The sequence below is a fragment of the Haloarcula sp. CBA1129 genome (genome assembly GCF_008729015.1).
In the GTDB taxonomy this organism is placed as follows: Archaea; Halobacteriota; Halobacteria; order Halobacteriales; family Haloarculaceae; genus Haloarcula.
Genome location: NZ_RKSM01000001.1, coordinates 2,395,929 through 2,412,783 on the forward strand (window position 1 = coordinate 2,395,929; position 16,855 = coordinate 2,412,783).

22 protein-coding genes are annotated in these 16,855 nt (G+C 61.3%); 10 read left to right on the plus strand and 12 right to left on the minus strand.

Annotation, left to right across the window (positions count from 1 at the left end; translation table 11 throughout):
- The first annotated feature begins 46 nt into the window (after positions 1-46).
- From Har1129_RS12055 to Har1129_RS12065, 3 genes are all read left to right on the plus strand, one after another.
- Positions 47-733 carry a nucleotide exchange factor GrpE gene (locus Har1129_RS12055; RefSeq protein ID WP_151100877.1) on the plus strand — a complete coding sequence of 229 codons (687 nt, stop codon included), beginning with the start codon at positions 47-49 and terminating at the stop codon, positions 731-733.
- 165 nt (positions 734-898) lie between these two features.
- Positions 899-2,803 (plus strand): molecular chaperone DnaK, encoded by a 1,905-nt coding sequence (dnaK, locus tag Har1129_RS12060; protein WP_151100878.1) that lies wholly within the window; start codon positions 899-901, stop codon positions 2,801-2,803.
- Between the two features lie 351 nt (positions 2,804-3,154).
- Positions 3,155-3,472 carry a hypothetical protein gene (locus Har1129_RS12065; RefSeq protein WP_151100879.1) on the plus strand — a complete coding sequence of 106 codons (318 nt, stop codon included), beginning with the start codon at positions 3,155-3,157 and terminating at the stop codon, positions 3,470-3,472.
- 34 nt (positions 3,473-3,506) lie between these two features.
- Here Har1129_RS12065 and Har1129_RS12070 read toward each other — a convergent pair whose 3' ends face one another.
- Entirely contained in the window at positions 3,507-4,316 is an 810-nt protein-coding gene (locus tag Har1129_RS12070; RefSeq protein WP_151100880.1) for a TrmB family transcriptional regulator, read from the minus strand.
- A 634-nt stretch (positions 4,317-4,950) separates the two neighbouring features.
- Here Har1129_RS12070 and Har1129_RS12075 point away from each other — a divergent pair.
- Positions 4,951-5,259 carry a HalOD1 output domain-containing protein gene (locus Har1129_RS12075; protein ID WP_151100881.1) on the plus strand — a complete coding sequence of 103 codons (309 nt, stop codon included), beginning with the start codon at positions 4,951-4,953 and terminating at the stop codon, positions 5,257-5,259.
- A gap of 74 nt (positions 5,260-5,333) precedes the next feature.
- Here Har1129_RS12075 and Har1129_RS12080 read toward each other — a convergent pair whose 3' ends face one another.
- A complete protein-coding gene (locus Har1129_RS12080; protein WP_151100882.1) occupies positions 5,334-5,852 on the minus strand; it encodes a hypothetical protein in 519 nt (172 codons plus the stop codon).
- Positions 5,853-5,963: 111 nt separating this feature from the next.
- On the opposite strand from Har1129_RS12080, the gene dnaJ reads away from it, so the two are divergent.
- Positions 5,964-7,118 carry a molecular chaperone DnaJ gene (dnaJ, locus tag Har1129_RS12085; RefSeq protein ID WP_151100883.1) on the plus strand — a complete coding sequence of 385 codons (1,155 nt, stop codon included), beginning with the start codon at positions 5,964-5,966 and terminating at the stop codon, positions 7,116-7,118.
- On the opposite strand, the gene Har1129_RS12090 is transcribed toward dnaJ, so the two are convergent.
- Positions 7,119-7,424 (minus strand): MazG-like family protein, encoded by a 306-nt coding sequence (locus Har1129_RS12090; protein ID WP_151100884.1) that lies wholly within the window; start codon positions 7,422-7,424, stop codon positions 7,119-7,121.
- A 78-nt stretch (positions 7,425-7,502) separates the two neighbouring features.
- Here Har1129_RS12090 and Har1129_RS12095 point away from each other — a divergent pair, with 78 nt between their 5' ends.
- Positions 7,503-8,252, plus strand: a complete 750-nt coding sequence (locus Har1129_RS12095) for a hypothetical protein (protein WP_151100885.1) — start codon at positions 7,503-7,505, stop codon at positions 8,250-8,252.
- A 29-nt stretch (positions 8,253-8,281) separates the two neighbouring features.
- Here Har1129_RS12095 and Har1129_RS12100 read toward each other — a convergent pair whose 3' ends face one another.
- Both Har1129_RS12100 and Har1129_RS12105 read right to left on the minus strand, forming a co-directional pair.
- Positions 8,282-8,464, minus strand: coding sequence for a hypothetical protein (locus Har1129_RS12100; protein WP_151100886.1), 183 nt, complete (start codon positions 8,462-8,464; stop codon positions 8,282-8,284).
- 47 nt (positions 8,465-8,511) lie between these two features.
- Positions 8,512-9,261 (minus strand): hypothetical protein, encoded by a 750-nt coding sequence (locus Har1129_RS12105; protein ID WP_151100887.1) that lies wholly within the window; start codon positions 9,259-9,261, stop codon positions 8,512-8,514.
- Between the two features lie 128 nt (positions 9,262-9,389).
- Here Har1129_RS12105 and Har1129_RS12110 point away from each other — a divergent pair, with 128 nt between their 5' ends.
- Positions 9,390-10,052, plus strand: coding sequence for a halocyanin domain-containing protein (locus tag Har1129_RS12110; protein ID WP_151100888.1), 663 nt, complete (start codon positions 9,390-9,392; stop codon positions 10,050-10,052).
- A 15-nt stretch (positions 10,053-10,067) separates the two neighbouring features.
- Here Har1129_RS12110 and Har1129_RS12115 read toward each other — a convergent pair whose 3' ends face one another.
- Entirely contained in the window at positions 10,068-10,598 is a 531-nt protein-coding gene (locus Har1129_RS12115; RefSeq protein ID WP_151102142.1) for a type II toxin-antitoxin system RatA family toxin, read from the minus strand.
- A 141-nt stretch (positions 10,599-10,739) separates the two neighbouring features.
- Between Har1129_RS12115 and Har1129_RS12120 the strand changes: the two genes are divergently transcribed.
- Together Har1129_RS12120 and Har1129_RS12125 are read left to right on the plus strand one after the other, a co-directional pair.
- Positions 10,740-11,015 carry a helix-turn-helix domain-containing protein gene (locus tag Har1129_RS12120; protein ID WP_151100889.1) on the plus strand — a complete coding sequence of 92 codons (276 nt, stop codon included), beginning with the start codon at positions 10,740-10,742 and terminating at the stop codon, positions 11,013-11,015.
- A gap of 100 nt (positions 11,016-11,115) precedes the next feature.
- On the plus strand, positions 11,116-12,189 hold the full coding sequence (locus tag Har1129_RS12125; RefSeq protein WP_151100890.1) for a tubulin/FtsZ family protein: 1,074 nt from the start codon (positions 11,116-11,118) through the stop codon (positions 12,187-12,189).
- 48 nt (positions 12,190-12,237) lie between these two features.
- Here Har1129_RS12125 and Har1129_RS12130 read toward each other — a convergent pair whose 3' ends face one another.
- The 3 genes from Har1129_RS12130 to Har1129_RS12135 all read right to left on the minus strand — a co-directional run bounded on the left by Har1129_RS12130 (position 12,238) and on the right by Har1129_RS12135 (position 14,459).
- On the minus strand, positions 12,238-13,581 hold the full coding sequence (locus Har1129_RS12130; protein ID WP_151100891.1) for an alkaline phosphatase family protein: 1,344 nt from the start codon (positions 13,579-13,581) through the stop codon (positions 12,238-12,240).
- Between the two features lie 87 nt (positions 13,582-13,668).
- Complete coding sequence (locus Har1129_RS21215; RefSeq protein ID WP_255518345.1) at positions 13,669-13,794, minus strand: hypothetical protein; 126 nt, start codon at positions 13,792-13,794, stop codon at positions 13,669-13,671.
- Positions 13,795-13,925: 131 nt separating this feature from the next.
- A complete protein-coding gene (locus Har1129_RS12135) occupies positions 13,926-14,459 on the minus strand; it encodes an inorganic diphosphatase (protein WP_004593839.1) in 534 nt (177 codons plus the stop codon).
- 297 nt (positions 14,460-14,756) lie between these two features.
- On the opposite strand from Har1129_RS12135, the gene Har1129_RS12140 reads away from it, so the two are divergent.
- Positions 14,757-15,116, plus strand: a complete 360-nt coding sequence (locus tag Har1129_RS12140) for a PadR family transcriptional regulator (RefSeq protein ID WP_151100892.1) — start codon at positions 14,757-14,759, stop codon at positions 15,114-15,116.
- An 84-nt stretch (positions 15,117-15,200) separates the two neighbouring features.
- Here Har1129_RS12140 and Har1129_RS12145 read toward each other — a convergent pair whose 3' ends face one another.
- From Har1129_RS12145 to Har1129_RS12155, 3 genes are read right to left on the minus strand one after another with little or no spacing between them, the layout of a single operon-like run.
- Entirely contained in the window at positions 15,201-15,755 is a 555-nt protein-coding gene (locus Har1129_RS12145; RefSeq protein ID WP_151100893.1) for a rnhA operon protein, read from the minus strand.
- Entirely contained in the window at positions 15,748-16,344 is a 597-nt protein-coding gene (rnhA, locus tag Har1129_RS12150; protein ID WP_151100894.1) for a ribonuclease HI, read from the minus strand. The genes Har1129_RS12145 and rnhA overlap by 8 nt, the downstream gene beginning before the upstream one ends.
- A 47-nt stretch (positions 16,345-16,391) precedes the next feature.
- A complete protein-coding gene (locus Har1129_RS12155) occupies positions 16,392-16,787 on the minus strand; it encodes a hypothetical protein (protein WP_151100895.1) in 396 nt (131 codons plus the stop codon).
- Between the last annotated feature and the right edge of the window lie 68 nt (positions 16,788-16,855).

Consider the following 16,855-nt stretch of genomic DNA (forward strand, 5'->3'; position numbering starts at 1 on the left):
ACACCGTTTCTGAATCCTTTTATCCATGTGACGACTTCTATCGGATATGACCGAGCAGGACGCAGCCGACGACACGGCCGCGACGGCGGAGTCGACCGCGAGCGAGGCGCAAGCGGACGACGATGTCGACGCAGATTTCGAGGACGTGCCCGAGGATGTCACCGCGGATGAGGTCGACCTCGGCGAGTTCGACGTCGACAACGACCTGATCGACCGAGTCGCCGAATCTGCCCCCGAAGACATCGCTCGGGAACTCGCTGCGCTACGGACGCGTGCCGACAGTCTCGAATCGCAGGTCAAACAGCAAGACGACGAAATCGAGGAACTGGAATCGAAGCTCAAGCGCAAGCAGGCGGAGTTCCAGAACTACAAGAAGCGGATGGACAAACGCCGCGAACAGGAACAGAAGCGCGCCACCGAGGACCTCGTGACGCGCCTGCTGGACGTTCGGGACAATCTGGAGCGCGCGCTCGAACAGGACGAAGACACGGACATCAGAGGCGGGGTCGAGTCCACGCTCCGCCAGCTCGACGACGTGCTCGACGCCGAGAACGTCGAAGTGATCGACCCCGAACCGGGTGGAGACGTCGACCCGACACAGCATCAGGTGCTCGCCCGCGTCGACAGCGACCAGCCGGACGGGGCAATCGCAGATGTCCACCGGCCCGGCTACGAGATGGCCGACAAAGTGCTGCGCGAGGCGCAGGTGACCGTCAGCGAGAGCGAGGAGTAGCGGGCAACTCCGGCGGTGTAGCGGTCGTATTGCGGTACGGTAAATAATCACCGGTCAGGCAACGCCGTTGAGTATAAAACCGCCCGGAGGAGTGGTCGTTGACCGTTTTTCCAATCAGTACATCTAGCAACTTTTAACCGGCGCAATCCGCTATGAGCGGGTAAGATGGCGAGCAACAAGATTCTGGGTATCGACCTTGGGACCACGAACAGCGCGTTCGCGGTCATGGAAGGTGGCGATCCCGAAATCATTGTCAACGGTGAAGGCGAGCGCACGACACCCTCTGTCGTCGCGTTCGACGACGGCGAGCGACTCGTCGGGAAACCGGCGAAGAACCAAGCGATAAAGAACCCCGACCAGACCATCCAGTCGATCAAGCGCCACATGGGCGAAGACGACTACACGGTCGAACTGGACGGGGAGGAGTACACGCCCGAGCAGGTCTCGGCGATGATCCTCCAGAAGATCAAACACGACGCCGAAGAGTACCTCGGCGACGAGATCGAGAAGGCAGTCATCACGGTCCCGGCGTACTTCAACGACCGACAGCGCCAAGCGACCAAGGACGCCGGCGAGATCGCCGGCTTCGAGGTCGAGCGCATCGTCAACGAGCCGACGGCGGCCGCGATGGCCTACGGCCTCGACGACGAGTCCGATCAGACTGTCCTCGTGTACGACCTCGGTGGCGGGACCTTCGACGTGTCCATCCTCGATCTGGGTGGCGGCGTCTACGAGGTCGTCGCGACCAACGGGGACAACGACCTCGGTGGCGACGACTGGGACCACGCGATCATCGACTACCTCGCAGACGAGTTCGAGGCCGAACACGGCATCGACCTCCGCGACGACCGGCAGGCGCTCCAGCGCTTGACCGAGGCCGCCGAGGAAGCCAAGATCGAACTCTCCTCACGCAAGGAGACCCGCATCAACCTCCCGTTCATCGCGACTACGGACGACGGGCCGCTGGACCTCGAACAGAAGATCACGCGCGCGAAGTTCGAATCACTCACCGAGGACCTCATCGAGCGCACCGTCGGTCCGACGGAGCAGGCCCTGTCCGATGCCGACTACGACAAGGGCGACATCGACGAGGTCATCCTCGTCGGTGGTTCGACGCGGATGCCGCAGGTTCAGGACAAGGTCGGGGAGATGACCGATCAGGAGCCGAAAAAGAACGTCAACCCCGACGAGGCCGTCGCACTGGGCGCGGCCATTCAGGCTGGCGTCCTCTCGGGCGACGTGGACGACATCGTCCTGCTCGACGTGACGCCGCTGTCCCTCGGTGTCGAGGTCAAGGGCGGTCTGTTCGAGCGACTCATCGACAAGAACACCACGATCCCGACCGAGGAGTCGAAGATTTTCACCACCGCGCAGGCTAACCAGACGCAGGTCCAGATCCGCGTCTTCCAAGGTGAACGTGAAATCGCCGAGGAGAACGAACTGCTCGGTGCGTTCGCGCTTTCGGGCATCCCGCCGGCCCCCGCGGGCACGCCCCAGATCGAGGTGTCGTTCAACATCGACGAGAACGGCATCGTCAACGTCGAAGCCGAGGACAAGGGCTCGGGCAACAAGGAGGACATCACCATCGAAGGCGGTGCTGGCCTCTCTGACGACCAGATCGAGGAGATGCAACAGGAAGCCGAACAGCACGCCGAGGAGGACGAGCAGCGCCGCGAGCGCATCGAAGCCCGCAACGAGGCCGAGGCATCCGTCCGCCGTGCTGAGACGCTTCTCGACGAGAACGAGGAGGAGATCGACGACGACCTCCGCTCCGACATCGAGGCGAAAATCGAGGACGTCGAGGAAGTCCTCGAAGACGAGGACGCCGAGAAGGAAGACTACGAAGAGGTCACCGAGACCCTGAGCGAGGAACTACAGGAAATCGGGAAGCAAATGTATCAGGAGCAGGCCCAGCAGGCCGCCGGCGGAGCCGCGGGCGCTGGTCCGGGTGGCGCAGCCGGCCCCGGCGGGGCTGCCGGTCCCGGCGGCGCAGCAGGCGGCGCGGCCGAGCAGGGCGAGGAGTACGTCGACGCTGACTTCGAAGACGTCGACGAAGACGACGAAGAGTAGATCGTCTCTATCAGCCCGTCAGACGTAGTCTAACGGCGTTCCGAAAAGCAAGCGGCGCGGATTTTTTATTCGCTCGGAGGACTGAAACCGAGTGAACACGTCTACGGGGTGTTATCGGATTTGTGAAGCAGTTGGACTGGGTTAGAAGAGTTACCGATGGGAGTCAGTAGCAGAATACTATCACTTTGCGGTGGCAGTAACGGGTAGTGCCGCCACCGTAGGTCCACCGTTTCACACCGATATTCGGGACATCTGTGGTCGTAGCTCCGGATTAGTCACTCTGATAATCAAAACTGTTAGAGTGGTTAAAATAGTGCATATCTATCAGGTAGTCAGACATACACCCGTACAATGAACAATCAGAACCAGATGCAGCCACATCGTCTGAGCACGCAACTCGACGCGGTGCGACATGAAGACCGCCGCCAGATACTATTCGCGTTACGTGACGTAGAGCGGTGGCGGCCATCCGTTTCGGCGTTTGATGACGATCGGACGCCAGTTGGAGAGCCGCCGATCCCGGCGGAGCTCTATCACTGCCAGCTCCCGAAACTGGCAGAGATGGGGCTCATCGAATGGGATCGGGAGACTCACTGGGTAACACGCGGCTCGGAGTACGAGCGGGTCCGGCCGCTACTTGCGTTTCTCGCCGAGCAGTACAACGAGTGAGAGAACGGGTGATAATCCCGAGCCGCGTCGCTCGCTAATCCTGTTCTAGCGGTGTCATTTCCACGACGCCCTGCGAGAGGAGCCGGCGTGCGATGACGATGAGCCCGTTTCTGAGTCCGGTCGCGAAGATGGCCTGTTCGTCGCTAGTCTGGGGGTCGATTGAGCTGACGAGCAGCGTCGACCGGTCGACGAGCAGGAGTCGTCCGACAGCAGCGTCCTCCGCAGGAGTCAGTTCACCGTGGAGCCACCCCAACTCCGACAGAAACGCGGTGGCGCGTGGGATTTGCTGTTCCACGCGGTCACGGATCGAGGCGGACCCGCTCCCGACGATGAGTTCGATGTCCGGGTCGAGCGAATTGAGTTCCTCGATCAGCGACTCTGAGAGGACCGCTTCAGTGCCGATGACGAGCACTACTTCCTCGGTCGCGTCCTCGATGATCGCCGCGGCCCGGTTCTCGATAGCATCGGACCCGGAAAGCGACCAGACTTCCTGTAGCTCGGCCTCTTCGTCTTCGGACTCGATGCTCCCCATCTCGCGCAGTGTGGACTGGAGGCGCTCGACGCGGTCCTCGTACTGAGTGCGAAGCGTTTCGGTGGCCTCAGAGAGCGGGACAGCCCGGAACTGCTGTGGGCTCGAGTGCTGTACCTCGACCAGCCCCTTCGCTTCGAGGATTCGGACGGCATCGTAGACGCGCGTCCTCGGAACCTCCGTCACCTCGCTCAGCCCCTTTGCTGTGCCGCTGGACATCCGAGAAAGTCCGACAAAACATTTCGCCTCATACTCTTTCAATCCCAACTCCTGAAGTAAACTGACCGCCTCTTCGTGTGTTGCATCAGATGTCATGTGTCCCAACCTTCATCTCGGTCAAACCCGAGGATATATAGAGAGATGACGCCCACAGGTAAAAGACGTTGTTACTGTAACACTGCCGGCTCTTGTCTCGGTGATCGTTGGCCGACAGACGGTCCATAGCGTGTTGTGACGGAACGGGCTTCTAGCCGTTGTAATCGACGATCTATGGCTATATTGTTTCGGCACTACACTTTTGTTTACTCAATTAATCACACAACTGTTATACATGGGTGCTGAGTATGAGTAAGTGGCACGCAGCACTCTATGTGTCCCAACCACATCTGCTGCGTGCTACTTTCACGAAACGACACTGACAGGCTTCGAGCGACGCGTCCGGAACGTGATTCTACCGAGGACCGTTGCTGTCAGAGACACCACAGCGGTCATCCCACTGCCCGTGTTTCGGCCATAACTTCACCGCTCGGCGGAAACAGTTTGCTTGGAAAAGCAAGTTCATCGGATAGCTATTGTATCAGTCTACAGTTATAAAATGTAATTAGCACTGGTACGGTCACAAACGCTTCACCGGTGTTTACTCGAGTAGTAGACAGCCGTTTCATACATCATATTTTCAACTAATAAATTGACAGTAGAATTAAGATGATAGATGAACATATATCTAGTAATGAGTGGGTCCGACAGGCGGCCCGACCGGACATCCGACAACCCGGACACCCTCCACGCGGAGTTCGACTGGGGCGCTGTCTCACCATCAGTCGCGGTGATACAAACGGTCGCAATCGCGGCTGACCGAGAGGCCATAGAGTTAGCTCCCCTCATTGAAACACTCGATCCGGACGCGCTTGACGAACTCTTTACCCATTCATCAGGCCCGGACAGTGCCGTCTCGCTCTCGTTTCAGTTGGGGCAGTACGCAGTGACCGTGACCGGAACCGGGGACGTGTATGTCCGTACTCAGCCCGTCCGCTCGTGACCGCTCGCAGGACAGGGGCGTCGCTATCGATTGCCGGAGACGCTGCCCGGACGACTCCCTGTGAGACGTATCAGTCAGCCAGTCTCGTTACCGAGCGTTACTGTGCCGAGCGTCGTCGTCCGCTCGCCCGGCGCACCGAGTGGGCGGCCGGTCCAGCGAACCACGACGGTATCGCTGCTGTCGAAGAAGAAGCCGACTGAGACATCGCCGTCGAGGTAGTTCCCGTCACCGTCGGAATCCACGCGCGGATCGTCAACGACGACTGTATCGCCGGACGCAACGGGCAACTGGTCCGCCCCGGCCCATGTCAACGTGGTCGAATGGTTCCGGTCGGCGTCGGTGACGACAAGTTCGAGCGTGTGCGTGCTGGTGTCCGTGAGCCGGTCCCCGCCGGCATGGGTGAGCGTGACTGTCCCCGCCTCGGCGTCGAACTGGCCGTCGATGGTGACCGATGGGGACGCCGTCCGCAAGTCCGCGCCGGGGCCGGCGACGAGTGCGACCAGCCCGACGACGGCCAGCGCCGCGAGCCCCCAGACTGCGACTCGCTCGACCGTGACGAGACCCCGGTGACCACGCGACGACTCAGGACTCATTGCCCAAACCCTCCCCCGGCACGAAAATAAGCGCCCCGGTACGGGTCGAACACGACTAGTCGGCAACCCGTTCTTTTGAAGTAGCTCAATCGTCTAAGCCTTGTACAACGAATGAGTCAGGATTTCTACGAGATACTGGGTGTCTCTCGGGACGCCTCCGAAGACGATATCAAGGAGGCCTATCGGGAGAAAGCCCGGGAATACCACCCGGACGTGAGCGACGACCCCGACGCCGAGGAGAAGTTCAAGCAGGCCAAGAAGGCCAAAGAGGTCCTCACCGACGAGGAGAAGCGCCAGATGTACGACCAGATGGGCCACGAGCGCTTCGAGCAGGCCGAGAAGCGCGGCGGCGCTGGCGGTGGCGGCGGCCGCGGTGGGATGGGCGGAGACCCCTTTGGCGGCGGTGCCGGCGGCTTCGATATGCAGGACATCTTCGACCAGTTCTTCGGTGGTGGCGGTGGCGGCGGCCGCGGTGGCAGCCGTCGGCGACAGGGGCAAGACCTCCAGACGCGACTTGAGATCGACCTCGAGGAGGCGTACAACGGTGCGACGAAGCAACTGAACGTCACCCGGCCGGAAGCCTGCGACGACTGCGACGGGGCCGGGCATCCGCCGGGGGCCGACTCGGAGACCTGTCCGGAGTGTAACGGACAGGGCCAGACAACACAGGTCCAGCAGACGCCGATGGGACGGGTCCAGCAGACCACGACCTGCCGCCGGTGTGAGGGCGAGGGGACGCTGTACGACGAGACGTGTTCGACCTGCCGCGGCAACGGCGTCGTCCAGAACGACGCGAGCCTCGAAATCGAGGTTCCGGCCGGCATCGCCAGCGGGCAGACCCTCCGGATGGGACGCGAGGGCGCGCCCGGCGAGAACGGCGGCCCGAACGGTGATCTGCTCATCGAGGTGAGTGTGCGCGACCACCCGGACTTCGAGCGCGACGGCGACGACCTGCAACACCAGCAGGCCATCTCGTTCCCGCAGGCCGTCTTCGGCGACACCATCACCGTTCCGACGCTAGACGGCGAGGTGGAGGTCGACGTGCCCAGCGGCACCCAGAGCGGCGAGGTGTTCCGTCTAGAGGGGAAAGGTATGCCGCGCCTCCGCCGTCGGGGCCGTGGCGACCTCTACGTACAGGTGCAGGTCGTCACGCCCGACAGCCTCAACACCGAACAGAAGGAGGCCCTCGAACAGTTCGCGGAGGCCGGCGGCGAGGAAGTCGACGTCGAGGAAGGCTTCTTCGAGAAGCTGAAGAACTCGCTGTAGTCAGTCACCGCTCGCTGCCGTCCCGTTTGTCCCGGACTGTCCCTCGTATTTCGCAATCGCTGCCGAGAGTGCGGCGTCGGCGTCAACGTCAAGCTGTTCACATAGCGCAAGCAACGCGAACAGAGCGTCACCGAGGTCCTCCTCCCGTATCGACAGCGCCGCCGAGTCGGTGCCGTAGCCGGTCGTTTCGTTGACTTCGGCCGCGATATCACCGAGTTCGGCCACCACGTCGAGCAATCGATAGGCGGGTGGCGTATCGATGTCGCTGTGTCTGAGTACGTCGGCAACTTGTTCCTGTCGTTTCATTTCTAGAGCGGCGGGTGGGCCACTTACATCGGCTTTGTGGCCGCGCTGTTTTTCATCGGCGGGGCCAAAGGACGACGCATGCAGGTACTCGGTGACCTCGTCGCACAGGCGCGCGACCGCGACGGCGTCCTCTTTCGTTCGCCGGAGCGGTCGACACCGTACAGTTACTCCGACTTCGCCACGAACGCATGGAAAGGCGGGAATCTGCTGCGTCACTACGGTGTCCGGCACGGGACGCGGGTCGCCGTCGTCGTCGGGCCGAAAGAGCCGACCGAGGATGACCAGCCGGGCTACCTCCGCGACGCGCCCGACGCGCTGCTCGCGTTCCTCGCGGCCGCGCTCGACGGCGCGGTCGTGGACATGGACCCGCCGAACGCGGTTGACGCGACAGCGCTCGTCGCACCGGCGGCGTGGCTCGACCGCTACACGCAGGGACCGGGGACGAAGGGGCTGGCCTACGGCGGCCCGGTCGACGACCCGACTATCGCCCAGTTCGAGCGAGAACTGTGGAGCGAGAACCCGCTGCAGCCGCCGGGTGAGGTCGCGCCCGACGACGACGTGCTGGCGGCCGACAGAACATACACGCACGGCGAGCTCATGGCCGAGAGCGGCCGTGTCGTCGCAGATTACGACGTTGACGAGGAGACGACGGTCGCGCTTCGAGCACCGATGACCACAGCGGGAGCGGTCGTCGCCGGACTGCTCGCACCGATGCGGGCCGGCGCGACGGTCGTGTTCGGCGGTGACGAGACTGCGGATATCGCTGTTGCCGAGGGAGATGTGCCAGAAGAAACCGTCGTTCGACCGGACGACGCGACGCCGTCGTAGGTCCTTTTAATCGTCCGCTACGGGGCCGTTTAGCGAGTGGCGCGGTACTCGCCGTGTTTGACGCCGAGGGCTAGAATTAGCGCGAAGACGACTATCTGTCCGACACTGACGGGGAGTGCGATACTCGAAGGCATTCCCATGAACGAGCCACTCACCATTACGCCGACAAGGACGAGAAAGGCAACTGCAGTCTTTGTCGTATCGAATTCCATAACAGCCGATCATTGGAGCCGAGGTCGTCTAAACGTTGGCTTTGCGGTCACTCTGTCGGACGGACGAAGTCCGCAAGCGTCACCAGCACGCCGAGCAGCCATCCCAGCGGGATGGAGATGCCGAGCCAGATGATGACGTAGGCGATGCCTTCCCGGTCGAAGTTCTGGATGAAGAACTCCGCAGCACCGACGGAAGCCAGCACCTCGTAGAGGAACCACCGGGACAGCGAGTCACTTGCGGGAATGACGACCGAGGCGACCGTCGTCGAGTACAGCGCTGCGACGACCGGCGGCAGGAAGAAAGCCGTCATGGCGAACGGGTACGCCAGTGCGACTGTCGTCCCGCGACCGCCGACCCGTCGGAAGGTAACGGCGAGCGCCGCCGACAGCGTCGCAACCCCGCCGGCGACAGCGACGGCGGTGAACCCGCCCGACACAAGGTCGATGCTCCCCGGCTCGAACCGGGCGAGGGCCGCGAGGCCGCCCCAGACGAGCACAGAGAGGAAAACGACACCGACAACACCCAGACGCGTCGCCGTGCCGTCGATACGGCGGGTCTGATACCGCAGGACGACGCCACACAGCACCAGCGGGTAGACCAGCGCGATGACTGGGACCCCAAGCGCAGACCAGAGGCGGTAGAGGGCCATCCCAAGCGACGAATCCGGTGTCCACGTCCCGAGAACGGTGTTGTCAGTGTTTCGCTGGCGTGGATACACGAGTTCCATCCACGTTTCGTGTAATCTATTGAGGTCGATACGGATCCCGCCAACGACCCCGTGGCTTCCGGTAGACATACCGGTGGTTTCGTTCTACCGGCGTTAAATGTTTCACGGCACTCGTGGCTGTTGTGATATCGCTGTGAAGAGTACTGCTCCGATTCGAAACCGACATATTCAGGACGGGGAGTCACAAACGGTCAGGTATGACAGACGGTAGAGCGGACGTGTCCCGTCGGGGCTTCCTGCGGACGGCGGCAGGGGCCACGGCTGCGTCGGCCGCAGCAGGCACTGCAACCGCACAAGAAAGCACCGAAGGCGGCGGTGGCGGCGGTGGCCCGCCGGATTTCGGCGGATTCCTCGATCAGGTCGGGAACTTTGACGGCTCTGTCGCCGATGCGACCGGGCAGGACTCGGCGACGGTGGAAGTCGGTGTCCAAGCCAACGGCGGGGCCTTCGGCTTCGGCCCACCGGCGATTCACGTCGACAACGGCGCGACCGTCCAGTTCGAGTGGACGGGCAACGGCGGCGGCCACAACGTCGTCTCGGACGGCGAGGGCCCGCTGGACTCCGGGAGCGCCGTCTCGAGCGCTGGCGTCAACTACGAGCACACCTTCGAGGAGGACGGCATCTACCCCTACGTCTGTGTCCCCCACGAGGGACTCGGAATGAAAGGGGCCGTCGTCGTCGGGACGGACTACCCGACGAAGTCCTCAGGCGGCGGCGGTGGTGGCGAGAGTGCCGGCCCACCGGAAGTGCCAAACAGCGCGAAAACGCTCGGCGTCGCAACCTCGTTCGTGATGGTCGCGACGCTCGGACTCGCGTACTTCTTCATCCGGTACGGCGGCGACTACGAGACGCCCGAGTAACGCTCTGTCGTCGCGTTACACCGAATCCGGACCGGCGTGAATCTCTAGATCGACGTCCCGTTCCTGCCCTTCAAGATCCTCGACAACGCGTTCGACGATTTTGGTCGCTTCCTTTCGGATGAGCGGCTTGACTTTCTCGATAACCCAGTCCATCGAAACGAGTCGGGGGAGGTCGACGGCATTGTCCGAGGCCGACCCCGGGTCGAATGCGACGTGAAACCGCACTCGTGACGCCGTTTCCACGTCCGCTGGAACGCTCTCTGGATCGGGTTCGACCGCCCAGTATCCTTCTGCGTCGATGTCTTTGACGATGCGCCAGTCGATTCGCGTCGGCGGCGACACGTCGGTCACTTCCGACCGAGCAGTGTACGAGAGCTTCCACCACGAGAACACGAGGTCGTAGTTCGTTCCCGGCGAGCCGTCGCCGTCCTGTACCACGCGGTCGAGATACTCCGAATATCGTGCGTAGCCCGGAAAGTCCAGTAAAAACTCGTAGACCTCTTCGGGTGGGACGTACACGACCGTGCTGACCTCGACTTCGTCCACGTCTGTGACACCGGATGTACCGAAGGTAAACTTTCGGGCATGGAGCCCGGCCGTAGCCACGTCTTTTGCCGAAACATTTCTACAGGGCATAATTGTGAACAGAAAATATTATTACTCTGTATTGGATACAGTGAAAGTACCATGAGTGCATCCGACATCCAGTCCGCTGAGACTGACAGTGAGCACGAGACCAGCGGGTGGGACGCCGTCCGCGACCTCCCGCCGAGCGCGAAACTCGTCGCGAAAGTTCTGGAGTACAACGACACCCTGACTCAAAGTCAGCTCGCCGAGGAGACGCTGCTGCCACCGCGGACAGTCCGATACGCTCTCTCCCGCCTCGAAGATGTCGGCGTCATCGATTCCCGGTTTTCGTTCGCCGACGCGCGTAAACGGATCTACACGCTCCGGGTCGAGTAACCACACTCTGCACTCCGCGCCAAGAGCCGTTTCGTCCTCCTTGTCGCCCGTTCACAGTGTGAGGACAACGTTGATTAGTCACCCTCACGAGACATTTGATATGAAAGTCGTCCTGATTGGTGTCGGGCAGGCTGGCGGGAAAGTAACCCAGTCACTTGCCCAATTCGATTATGACATGGGGTTCGACGCTGTCCGGGGGGCCCTCGCCGTCAACACGGCACGAGCAGACCTCCAGAGCCTCGATATCGACACGGCCCTCATCGGACAGGACCGCGTGAAAGGTCACGGCGTCGGCGGTGACAACGAGCTCGGGGCCCAGATTATGCAGGAGAACGCCACCGAGGTGCTCGACGAGCTCGACGGCCGTATCACGACCGAGGCCGAAGCCATCGTCGTCGTCGCCGGACTTGGCGGTGGGACCGGCTCCGGGGGCGCACCAATGCTCGCCCGCGAACTCAAGCGCATCTACGAGAAGCCGGTGTACGTCCTCGGCATCCTCCCCGGCCGAGACGAGGGCGGCCTCTATCAGGCCAACGCCGGTCGCTCGCTCAAAACCGCCGCCCGTGAGGCGGACTCCCTCCTGCTCGTCGACAACGACGCCTATCGCGGTAGCGGCGACAGCGTCGCCGCCGGCTTCGAACGCGTCAACGACGCCATCTCACAGCGTGTCGGGCTGCTGTTTGCCTCCGGCGAGGCAGTCGAAGGGGTCGGCGAGAGTGTCGTCGACTCCTCGGAGATCATCAACACGCTCAGGGGCGGCGGCATCGCCTCTATCGGCTACGCCAGTGCCGAGGCCAGCGAGGACGCCGGCGAGAACGTCAACACCATCACTAGTGTCACCCGGAAAGCACTCCTTACGAGTATGAGCCTGCCCAATGCGGTCAAAGCCGACTCTGCCCTCCTCGTCGTCGCGGGCGACCCCGAACGGCTCTCGCGGAAAGGCGTCGAACGGGCGCGCCGCTGGGTTGAGGACCAGACTGGAAGCATGGAGGTCCGGGGTGGGGACTTCCCGCTCGGCTCCGATAAAATCGCGTCGCTCATCGTCCTGTCGGGCGTCGAACGGTCCGAGCGGGTCGACGAGTTCATGAAGCGCGCCCGCGAGGCAGCCGACTCCCAAGGCGGGACGACGGACCCGGACGAGTTCACGAACGACAAGCTAGACGGACTGTTTTAGCGCTGGTTCCGGGACGAATATCGGACCTCCCCCAACCAGACGGGCGCCTCAGGCGAGGCTGCTGCCGTCGAACTTCGCGCGGTCGAAGTCGTGGTCGAGGAGGTCGAGAATCGTCGGTGCGATGTCGTAGAGGTCGGCGTCCTCGATGCGGACATCCGGGTCATCGACCAGAAGCGTCGCGTTGTCGAAGCTGTGCATGCCGTTGCGCGGTCCGACGCCGAACACGTCCTCAGAGCCCTTGAAGCCGGCCTTCAGATCGAAACCGTGGTTCGGGACGACAGTGAGGTCCGGCGCGATGTCGTCGTGGTCGCCGCGGAAGGCGTCCTCCTTGGTGACCACGCGGTCGGCGACCTTCTTGCCGTCCGGGCCTTCGAGCGATTCGAGTTTCTCTTTGAGGTCCGCGCGGACGGACTCGTACTCGGATTCGGGAACGCTACCGTTCGGTTCCCGTCCCTCTAGGTTGACGTAGAACCGACCGGGGATGAGCGAGTACGCCTTGGTGTCTTCGCTGATATCGCCGAGTTCGGAGTGGTCATCAGTCTCGTAGTCGAGCCACCCTTCCTGCTGGAGCCACTCGTTGAAGTGGACCTCGTAGTCAAGCGAGGTGAAGCCGTGGTCCGAGGCGACGACCATCGTCACGTCGTCGGGGAGTCGGTCACGCAGATCTCCGAGGTAGGCGTCGACCTGCTTGTAGAACTCGAGGAACGCGTCCTGATTCTCGCCGTCGCGCTCGTAGTCTTTGAACAGGAAGTGGTTGACCCGGTCCGTCGTCATGAACACGCCGAAAAACAGGTCCCAGTCGTCCTGTTCGACGTAGTGTTTGAACGCCTCGTAGCGCTTTTCTAGCGTCTTGTGGGCGTCCTCGACGAAGTCGCTCTTATCGTCGTCGTGGCCGAGCTTGGCGTTGACGTCGATGCGGTAGTCGCTGTCCTGAAGATGGTCACGGAGTTCATCCGGGTAGGCGGCCTTGTCCACGCCCGGTGAGAGGAAGCCCGACACCATCCGCTGGACGTTCCGCTGAGGCGGGAAGGTGACCGGCACGTTCAGCACCGTCGCGTTGCGGCCCTCGTCGGTGACGCGGTCCCAGAGCCGCGTCGCCTGCACATCACGCCCCATCGGGACGTAGGTGTCATAGGAGCCGACCTCACGGTCCTGAAAGCCGTAGACCCCCGTCTGTCCCGGGTTAACGCCAGTCGTCAGTGCCGGCCAGCAGGCGCTAGACTCGGGGGGAACGATGCTGTCGATGGGTCCAGCGCTTCCGTCCGACGCCATCTCCGTGAGGTTCGGGAACACGTCAGGATGTTCGTCGATAAGGCTGAACGGTACGCCGTCAATGCCGAAGAAGGCAACACGCGGTGCGTCGTCGCCCTTCAATCGGTCGAATAATCCCATACACTCCGTTAGTCAGGTCAGGAACAAGAAACTTCTTTTCGGAGCCGCGTCACCGAAAGCGGCAATATCATCGACACAACCGAACTGTCAACGCGACTGATCCGCATTCTCCGGAACCACGGTTAGATGGGCGATTCCGGGTGTCGACTGCCGCTCGACTCGCGGAGTGACAGTCGTGTGGTCCAGTGCCGCGTCGGTGTCATCAGTAGCCATACACGTACCGATAGCGGTTACACGGACAAAAGATTACCCATGCTCATACATAATCGGACACACCTGCCGGTATTACTTCTGGAAATGCGCCGGCAGCGGAACAAAAACCGCGAAAGGTGGTTTCGGGAGCGTCAGTTGAACTCTTCGTCGTACAGTTCCTGTGCGTGGACGATAGCGTCCTTTGCGGCTTCTTTGTCTTCCCAGCCCAGCGTTTCGACTTCTTTGCCCTCTTCGAGGTTCTTGTAGGTCGAAAAGAACTCGTCGATTTCGTCGAGGGTCTGCTGTGGGATGTCGTCGAGGTCTTCGATGTGATCGTAGCGGGGGTCCTCGATGGGGACGGCGATGACCTTGTCGTCTTGCTCGCCGTCGTCGTCCATCTTCATCAGGGCAACGGGGCGGGCCTCGATGACACAGCCGGGGAACGTTTGATCTTCCACGAGGACTAGCACGTCGAACGGGTCCTCGTCGTCGTAGTACGACTGTGGAATGAAACCGTAATCAGACGGGTAATGCACGTTCGAGTGAAGGACACGGTCGAGGACGACGCCGGGAATGTCCTTCTCGTATTCGTACTTGTTACGCTCGCCTTTCAGGCACTCGACGACAGCGTAGATCTCTTCGGGGGGGTTCGGTCCAGTTTCGAGGTCTTCCCAGAGGTTCGTCATCACCGGCGACTGCGCGACGCCGTCAAAAAATCCTTTCGTAATAGCCACAGCTATTCGGTATTATGCGCTATATAACCCAATAATATCTAAACATAGATATATTCTTAGATAACACTTACTACCTGTAAACGACAATCTGAAAGCAGATTAATCGGAAACGTAGTTCAACTATGCCAGCATAATATAACTTTCCCTACACTAGTGTAGCTGCTAGTTGTGTGGTGGTTAATGCCCCACAGCAGGCGTTGTGCACCAGAGTTAACAAGTGTTAAATAGCTTGCTGACATTTACTCAACTATGTCAGAGGCACAAACAGTTACTGACAGTCCGGGCATCGCAAAAGAACTTACCGCTTTTCAGCAGAATATCCTAGTAATACTCGCTGAAGAGCCGCGGTATGGTCTCGCTATCAAGCGCGAACTAGAAGAGTACTACAACGACGAAGTCAACCACGGTCGCCTGTACCCGAACCTCGACGACCTCGTCGAGATGGGTCTCGTCGAGAAGAGCGAACTCGACAAGCGAACGAACCAGTACTCCCTAACAGAGTCGGGCAAGGACGCAGTCCTCGACCAGCTCGGATGGGTGTTCGGAAAGTTCACCTCCGAGGACGGTCGAGCCGACGAACTCCGTGATCTGATCGCGGCACAGCAGTAGACTCGCATCTGGGCACCTGCGAACTACTGTTAATCACTCCTTAACGCGAAACAACACTGATTACCGACGGGTGTACGCGAACAGTTACGCGTCGGGAACGCGGCCACCGGCTTCTTCGACAGTCAGACGGATCGACTGGTCAAGGACCGACTGTTGTTCTGCAGTTGGCCACGTATTTCGTCGGACGTAGTCGTCCCGAAACTCCTCGATTTCCTCCGGCGTCGCCTCCGAAATCGGTTTCGCGTAGTGGTTGCCCATGAAGTCGGCGAGAAGCTCCGCGTTGGCTCCGTGTATCTCACCGTGTGCGTCGGTAACAGCCTCGACAACGGCTCGGTTTTCAGCGTCGATCTCCGCCCACTCGTCCGGGTCGCCGGGACCCGAAAGCCGTATCTCGACGCCACGATCGGTGTCGTCAACCCGCTCCGGACGGATAACACCATCATCGACCCATTCGGCGGGATGGCAGACGAGCACGTCGCCAGTCTCGTCGTTCCTGATACGGGCAGTGTAGTCGTACTCGGCGAGGGTTTCATCGCGTTCGGTCCTGTAGGCATCGGCCTCGGCATCGTCGACCGCCTCACGAGCAAGTCTTGTCAGCCGTTCGGCCTGTTCAGTCACGTCTGTCGGCAGGTCAGTCATCGTCGAGTGCGTCGTTAGCTAATTCGTCCGCACGGTCGTTTATTTCCCGCGGAACGTGCTCGATCTGCCAGTCGTCAAAGCCTGTCAGCAGTTCGCGCACGCGGACACGGTTTTCGCGCAGTTCTGGGTCGTTCGTATCCCACTCACCGCGGACCTGTTTGACGATAAGCTCTGAGTCACCCCGGATGTGAACGTCGTCGAAGCCGTAATCGCGTGCGACTTCGACCGCACGGATGAGTGCTCTGTACTCCGCCTGATTGTTCGTCGCTGTTCCGATCGTCTCCCCACCCTCCGTGACGATTCCGCTGTCATCGACCAGCACGTAGCCGACCGAGGCTGGCCCCGGATTGCCCCGCGATGCGCCATCAAAATATGCATGCACGCGACCGCCGTCATTGCCGCGTAACAGTGCCTCAAGTTGTGCGGTCCCCTCTCCCTGCACGACGACCTTTCCCTCGTAGGCGACCGCCGTCGCACCGCCGTATTCGACGCGCCAACGCTCGTGATCGGTGTTTCCCTGTTGAATGTCGAGTCCAGCGTCCACCAGACGCTCGCGAGCCGTCGCCTCATCACATTCGATAACCGGCATTGTCCGAGGGTGGCTGACCCGCCGATATAGAGGTTGTGGTCGGCCCGTCAGTTCCCGATGTTTCCGCTGATCCGCTCGGCACCGGTCTGTCGACCCTCTTCACCGCCCAGTACCCGACCCAAGACACCGACCAGTCCACCGAGGGCGATAACGGCCCCGGTGGCGAACATTATCGACAGAATGGGATCGACAGGCTCGATGAGGATGGGCGAGAGAAACAGGACGACGCCGGACAGGATGGCTATCGCCCCTGCGACGGGGCTTACCTGTTTCCCCGACGAGACGCGGTACGTGGAGTGGGCGAGCGTGAGGGTCGCGATCTCCCCGACAAGAAGATTGACGAGCGCCTGCTGATACGCGACCGGGATGACTGCTGAAACGAATATCACAACCATGCTGACCAGCGTTGCGCCGAGCAGGAACCACTTCGTTGTATTTGCCATGATTTATATCACCTGTTGTTACTCAATCCAACCCTGTAAGAGTTGCTCTCCCATGGGCTGCCGGAAAG

Coding starts and splice junctions, on each gene's coding strand:
- Har1129_RS12055 (WP_151100877.1), top strand. CDS start 47: ATGACCGAGCAGGACGCAGCCGACGACACGGCCGCGACGGCGGAGTCG.
- dnaK (WP_151100878.1), top strand. CDS start 899: ATGGCGAGCAACAAGATTCTGGGTATCGACCTTGGGACCACGAACAGC.
- Har1129_RS12065 (WP_151100879.1), top strand. CDS start 3,155: ATGAACAATCAGAACCAGATGCAGCCACATCGTCTGAGCACGCAACTC.
- Har1129_RS12070 (WP_151100880.1), bottom strand. CDS start 4,316: ATGACATCTGATGCAACACACGAAGAGGCGGTCAGTTTACTTCAGGAG.
- Har1129_RS12075 (WP_151100881.1), top strand. CDS start 4,951: ATGAGTGGGTCCGACAGGCGGCCCGACCGGACATCCGACAACCCGGAC.
- Har1129_RS12080 (WP_151100882.1), bottom strand. CDS start 5,852: ATGAGTCCTGAGTCGTCGCGTGGTCACCGGGGTCTCGTCACGGTCGAG.
- dnaJ (WP_151100883.1), top strand. CDS start 5,964: ATGAGTCAGGATTTCTACGAGATACTGGGTGTCTCTCGGGACGCCTCC.
- Har1129_RS12090 (WP_151100884.1), bottom strand. CDS start 7,424: ATGAAACGACAGGAACAAGTTGCCGACGTACTCAGACACAGCGACATC.
- Har1129_RS12095 (WP_151100885.1), top strand. CDS start 7,503: ATGCAGGTACTCGGTGACCTCGTCGCACAGGCGCGCGACCGCGACGGC.
- Har1129_RS12100 (WP_151100886.1), bottom strand. CDS start 8,464: ATGGAATTCGATACGACAAAGACTGCAGTTGCCTTTCTCGTCCTTGTC.
- Har1129_RS12105 (WP_151100887.1), bottom strand. CDS start 9,261: ATGTCTACCGGAAGCCACGGGGTCGTTGGCGGGATCCGTATCGACCTC.
- Har1129_RS12110 (WP_151100888.1), top strand. CDS start 9,390: ATGACAGACGGTAGAGCGGACGTGTCCCGTCGGGGCTTCCTGCGGACG.
- Har1129_RS12120 (WP_151100889.1), top strand. CDS start 10,740: ATGAGTGCATCCGACATCCAGTCCGCTGAGACTGACAGTGAGCACGAG.
- Har1129_RS12125 (WP_151100890.1), top strand. CDS start 11,116: ATGAAAGTCGTCCTGATTGGTGTCGGGCAGGCTGGCGGGAAAGTAACC.
- Har1129_RS12130 (WP_151100891.1), bottom strand. CDS start 13,581: ATGGGATTATTCGACCGATTGAAGGGCGACGACGCACCGCGTGTTGCC.
- Har1129_RS21215 (WP_255518345.1), bottom strand. CDS start 13,794: ATGGCTACTGATGACACCGACGCGGCACTGGACCACACGACTGTCACT.
- Har1129_RS12135 (WP_004593839.1), bottom strand. CDS start 14,459: ATGACGAACCTCTGGGAAGACCTCGAAACTGGACCGAACCCCCCCGAA.
- Har1129_RS12140 (WP_151100892.1), top strand. CDS start 14,757: ATGTCAGAGGCACAAACAGTTACTGACAGTCCGGGCATCGCAAAAGAA.
- Har1129_RS12145 (WP_151100893.1), bottom strand. CDS start 15,755: ATGACTGACCTGCCGACAGACGTGACTGAACAGGCCGAACGGCTGACA.
- rnhA (WP_151100894.1), bottom strand. CDS start 16,344: ATGCCGGTTATCGAATGTGATGAGGCGACGGCTCGCGAGCGTCTGGTG.
- Har1129_RS12155 (WP_151100895.1), bottom strand. CDS start 16,787: ATGGCAAATACAACGAAGTGGTTCCTGCTCGGCGCAACGCTGGTCAGC.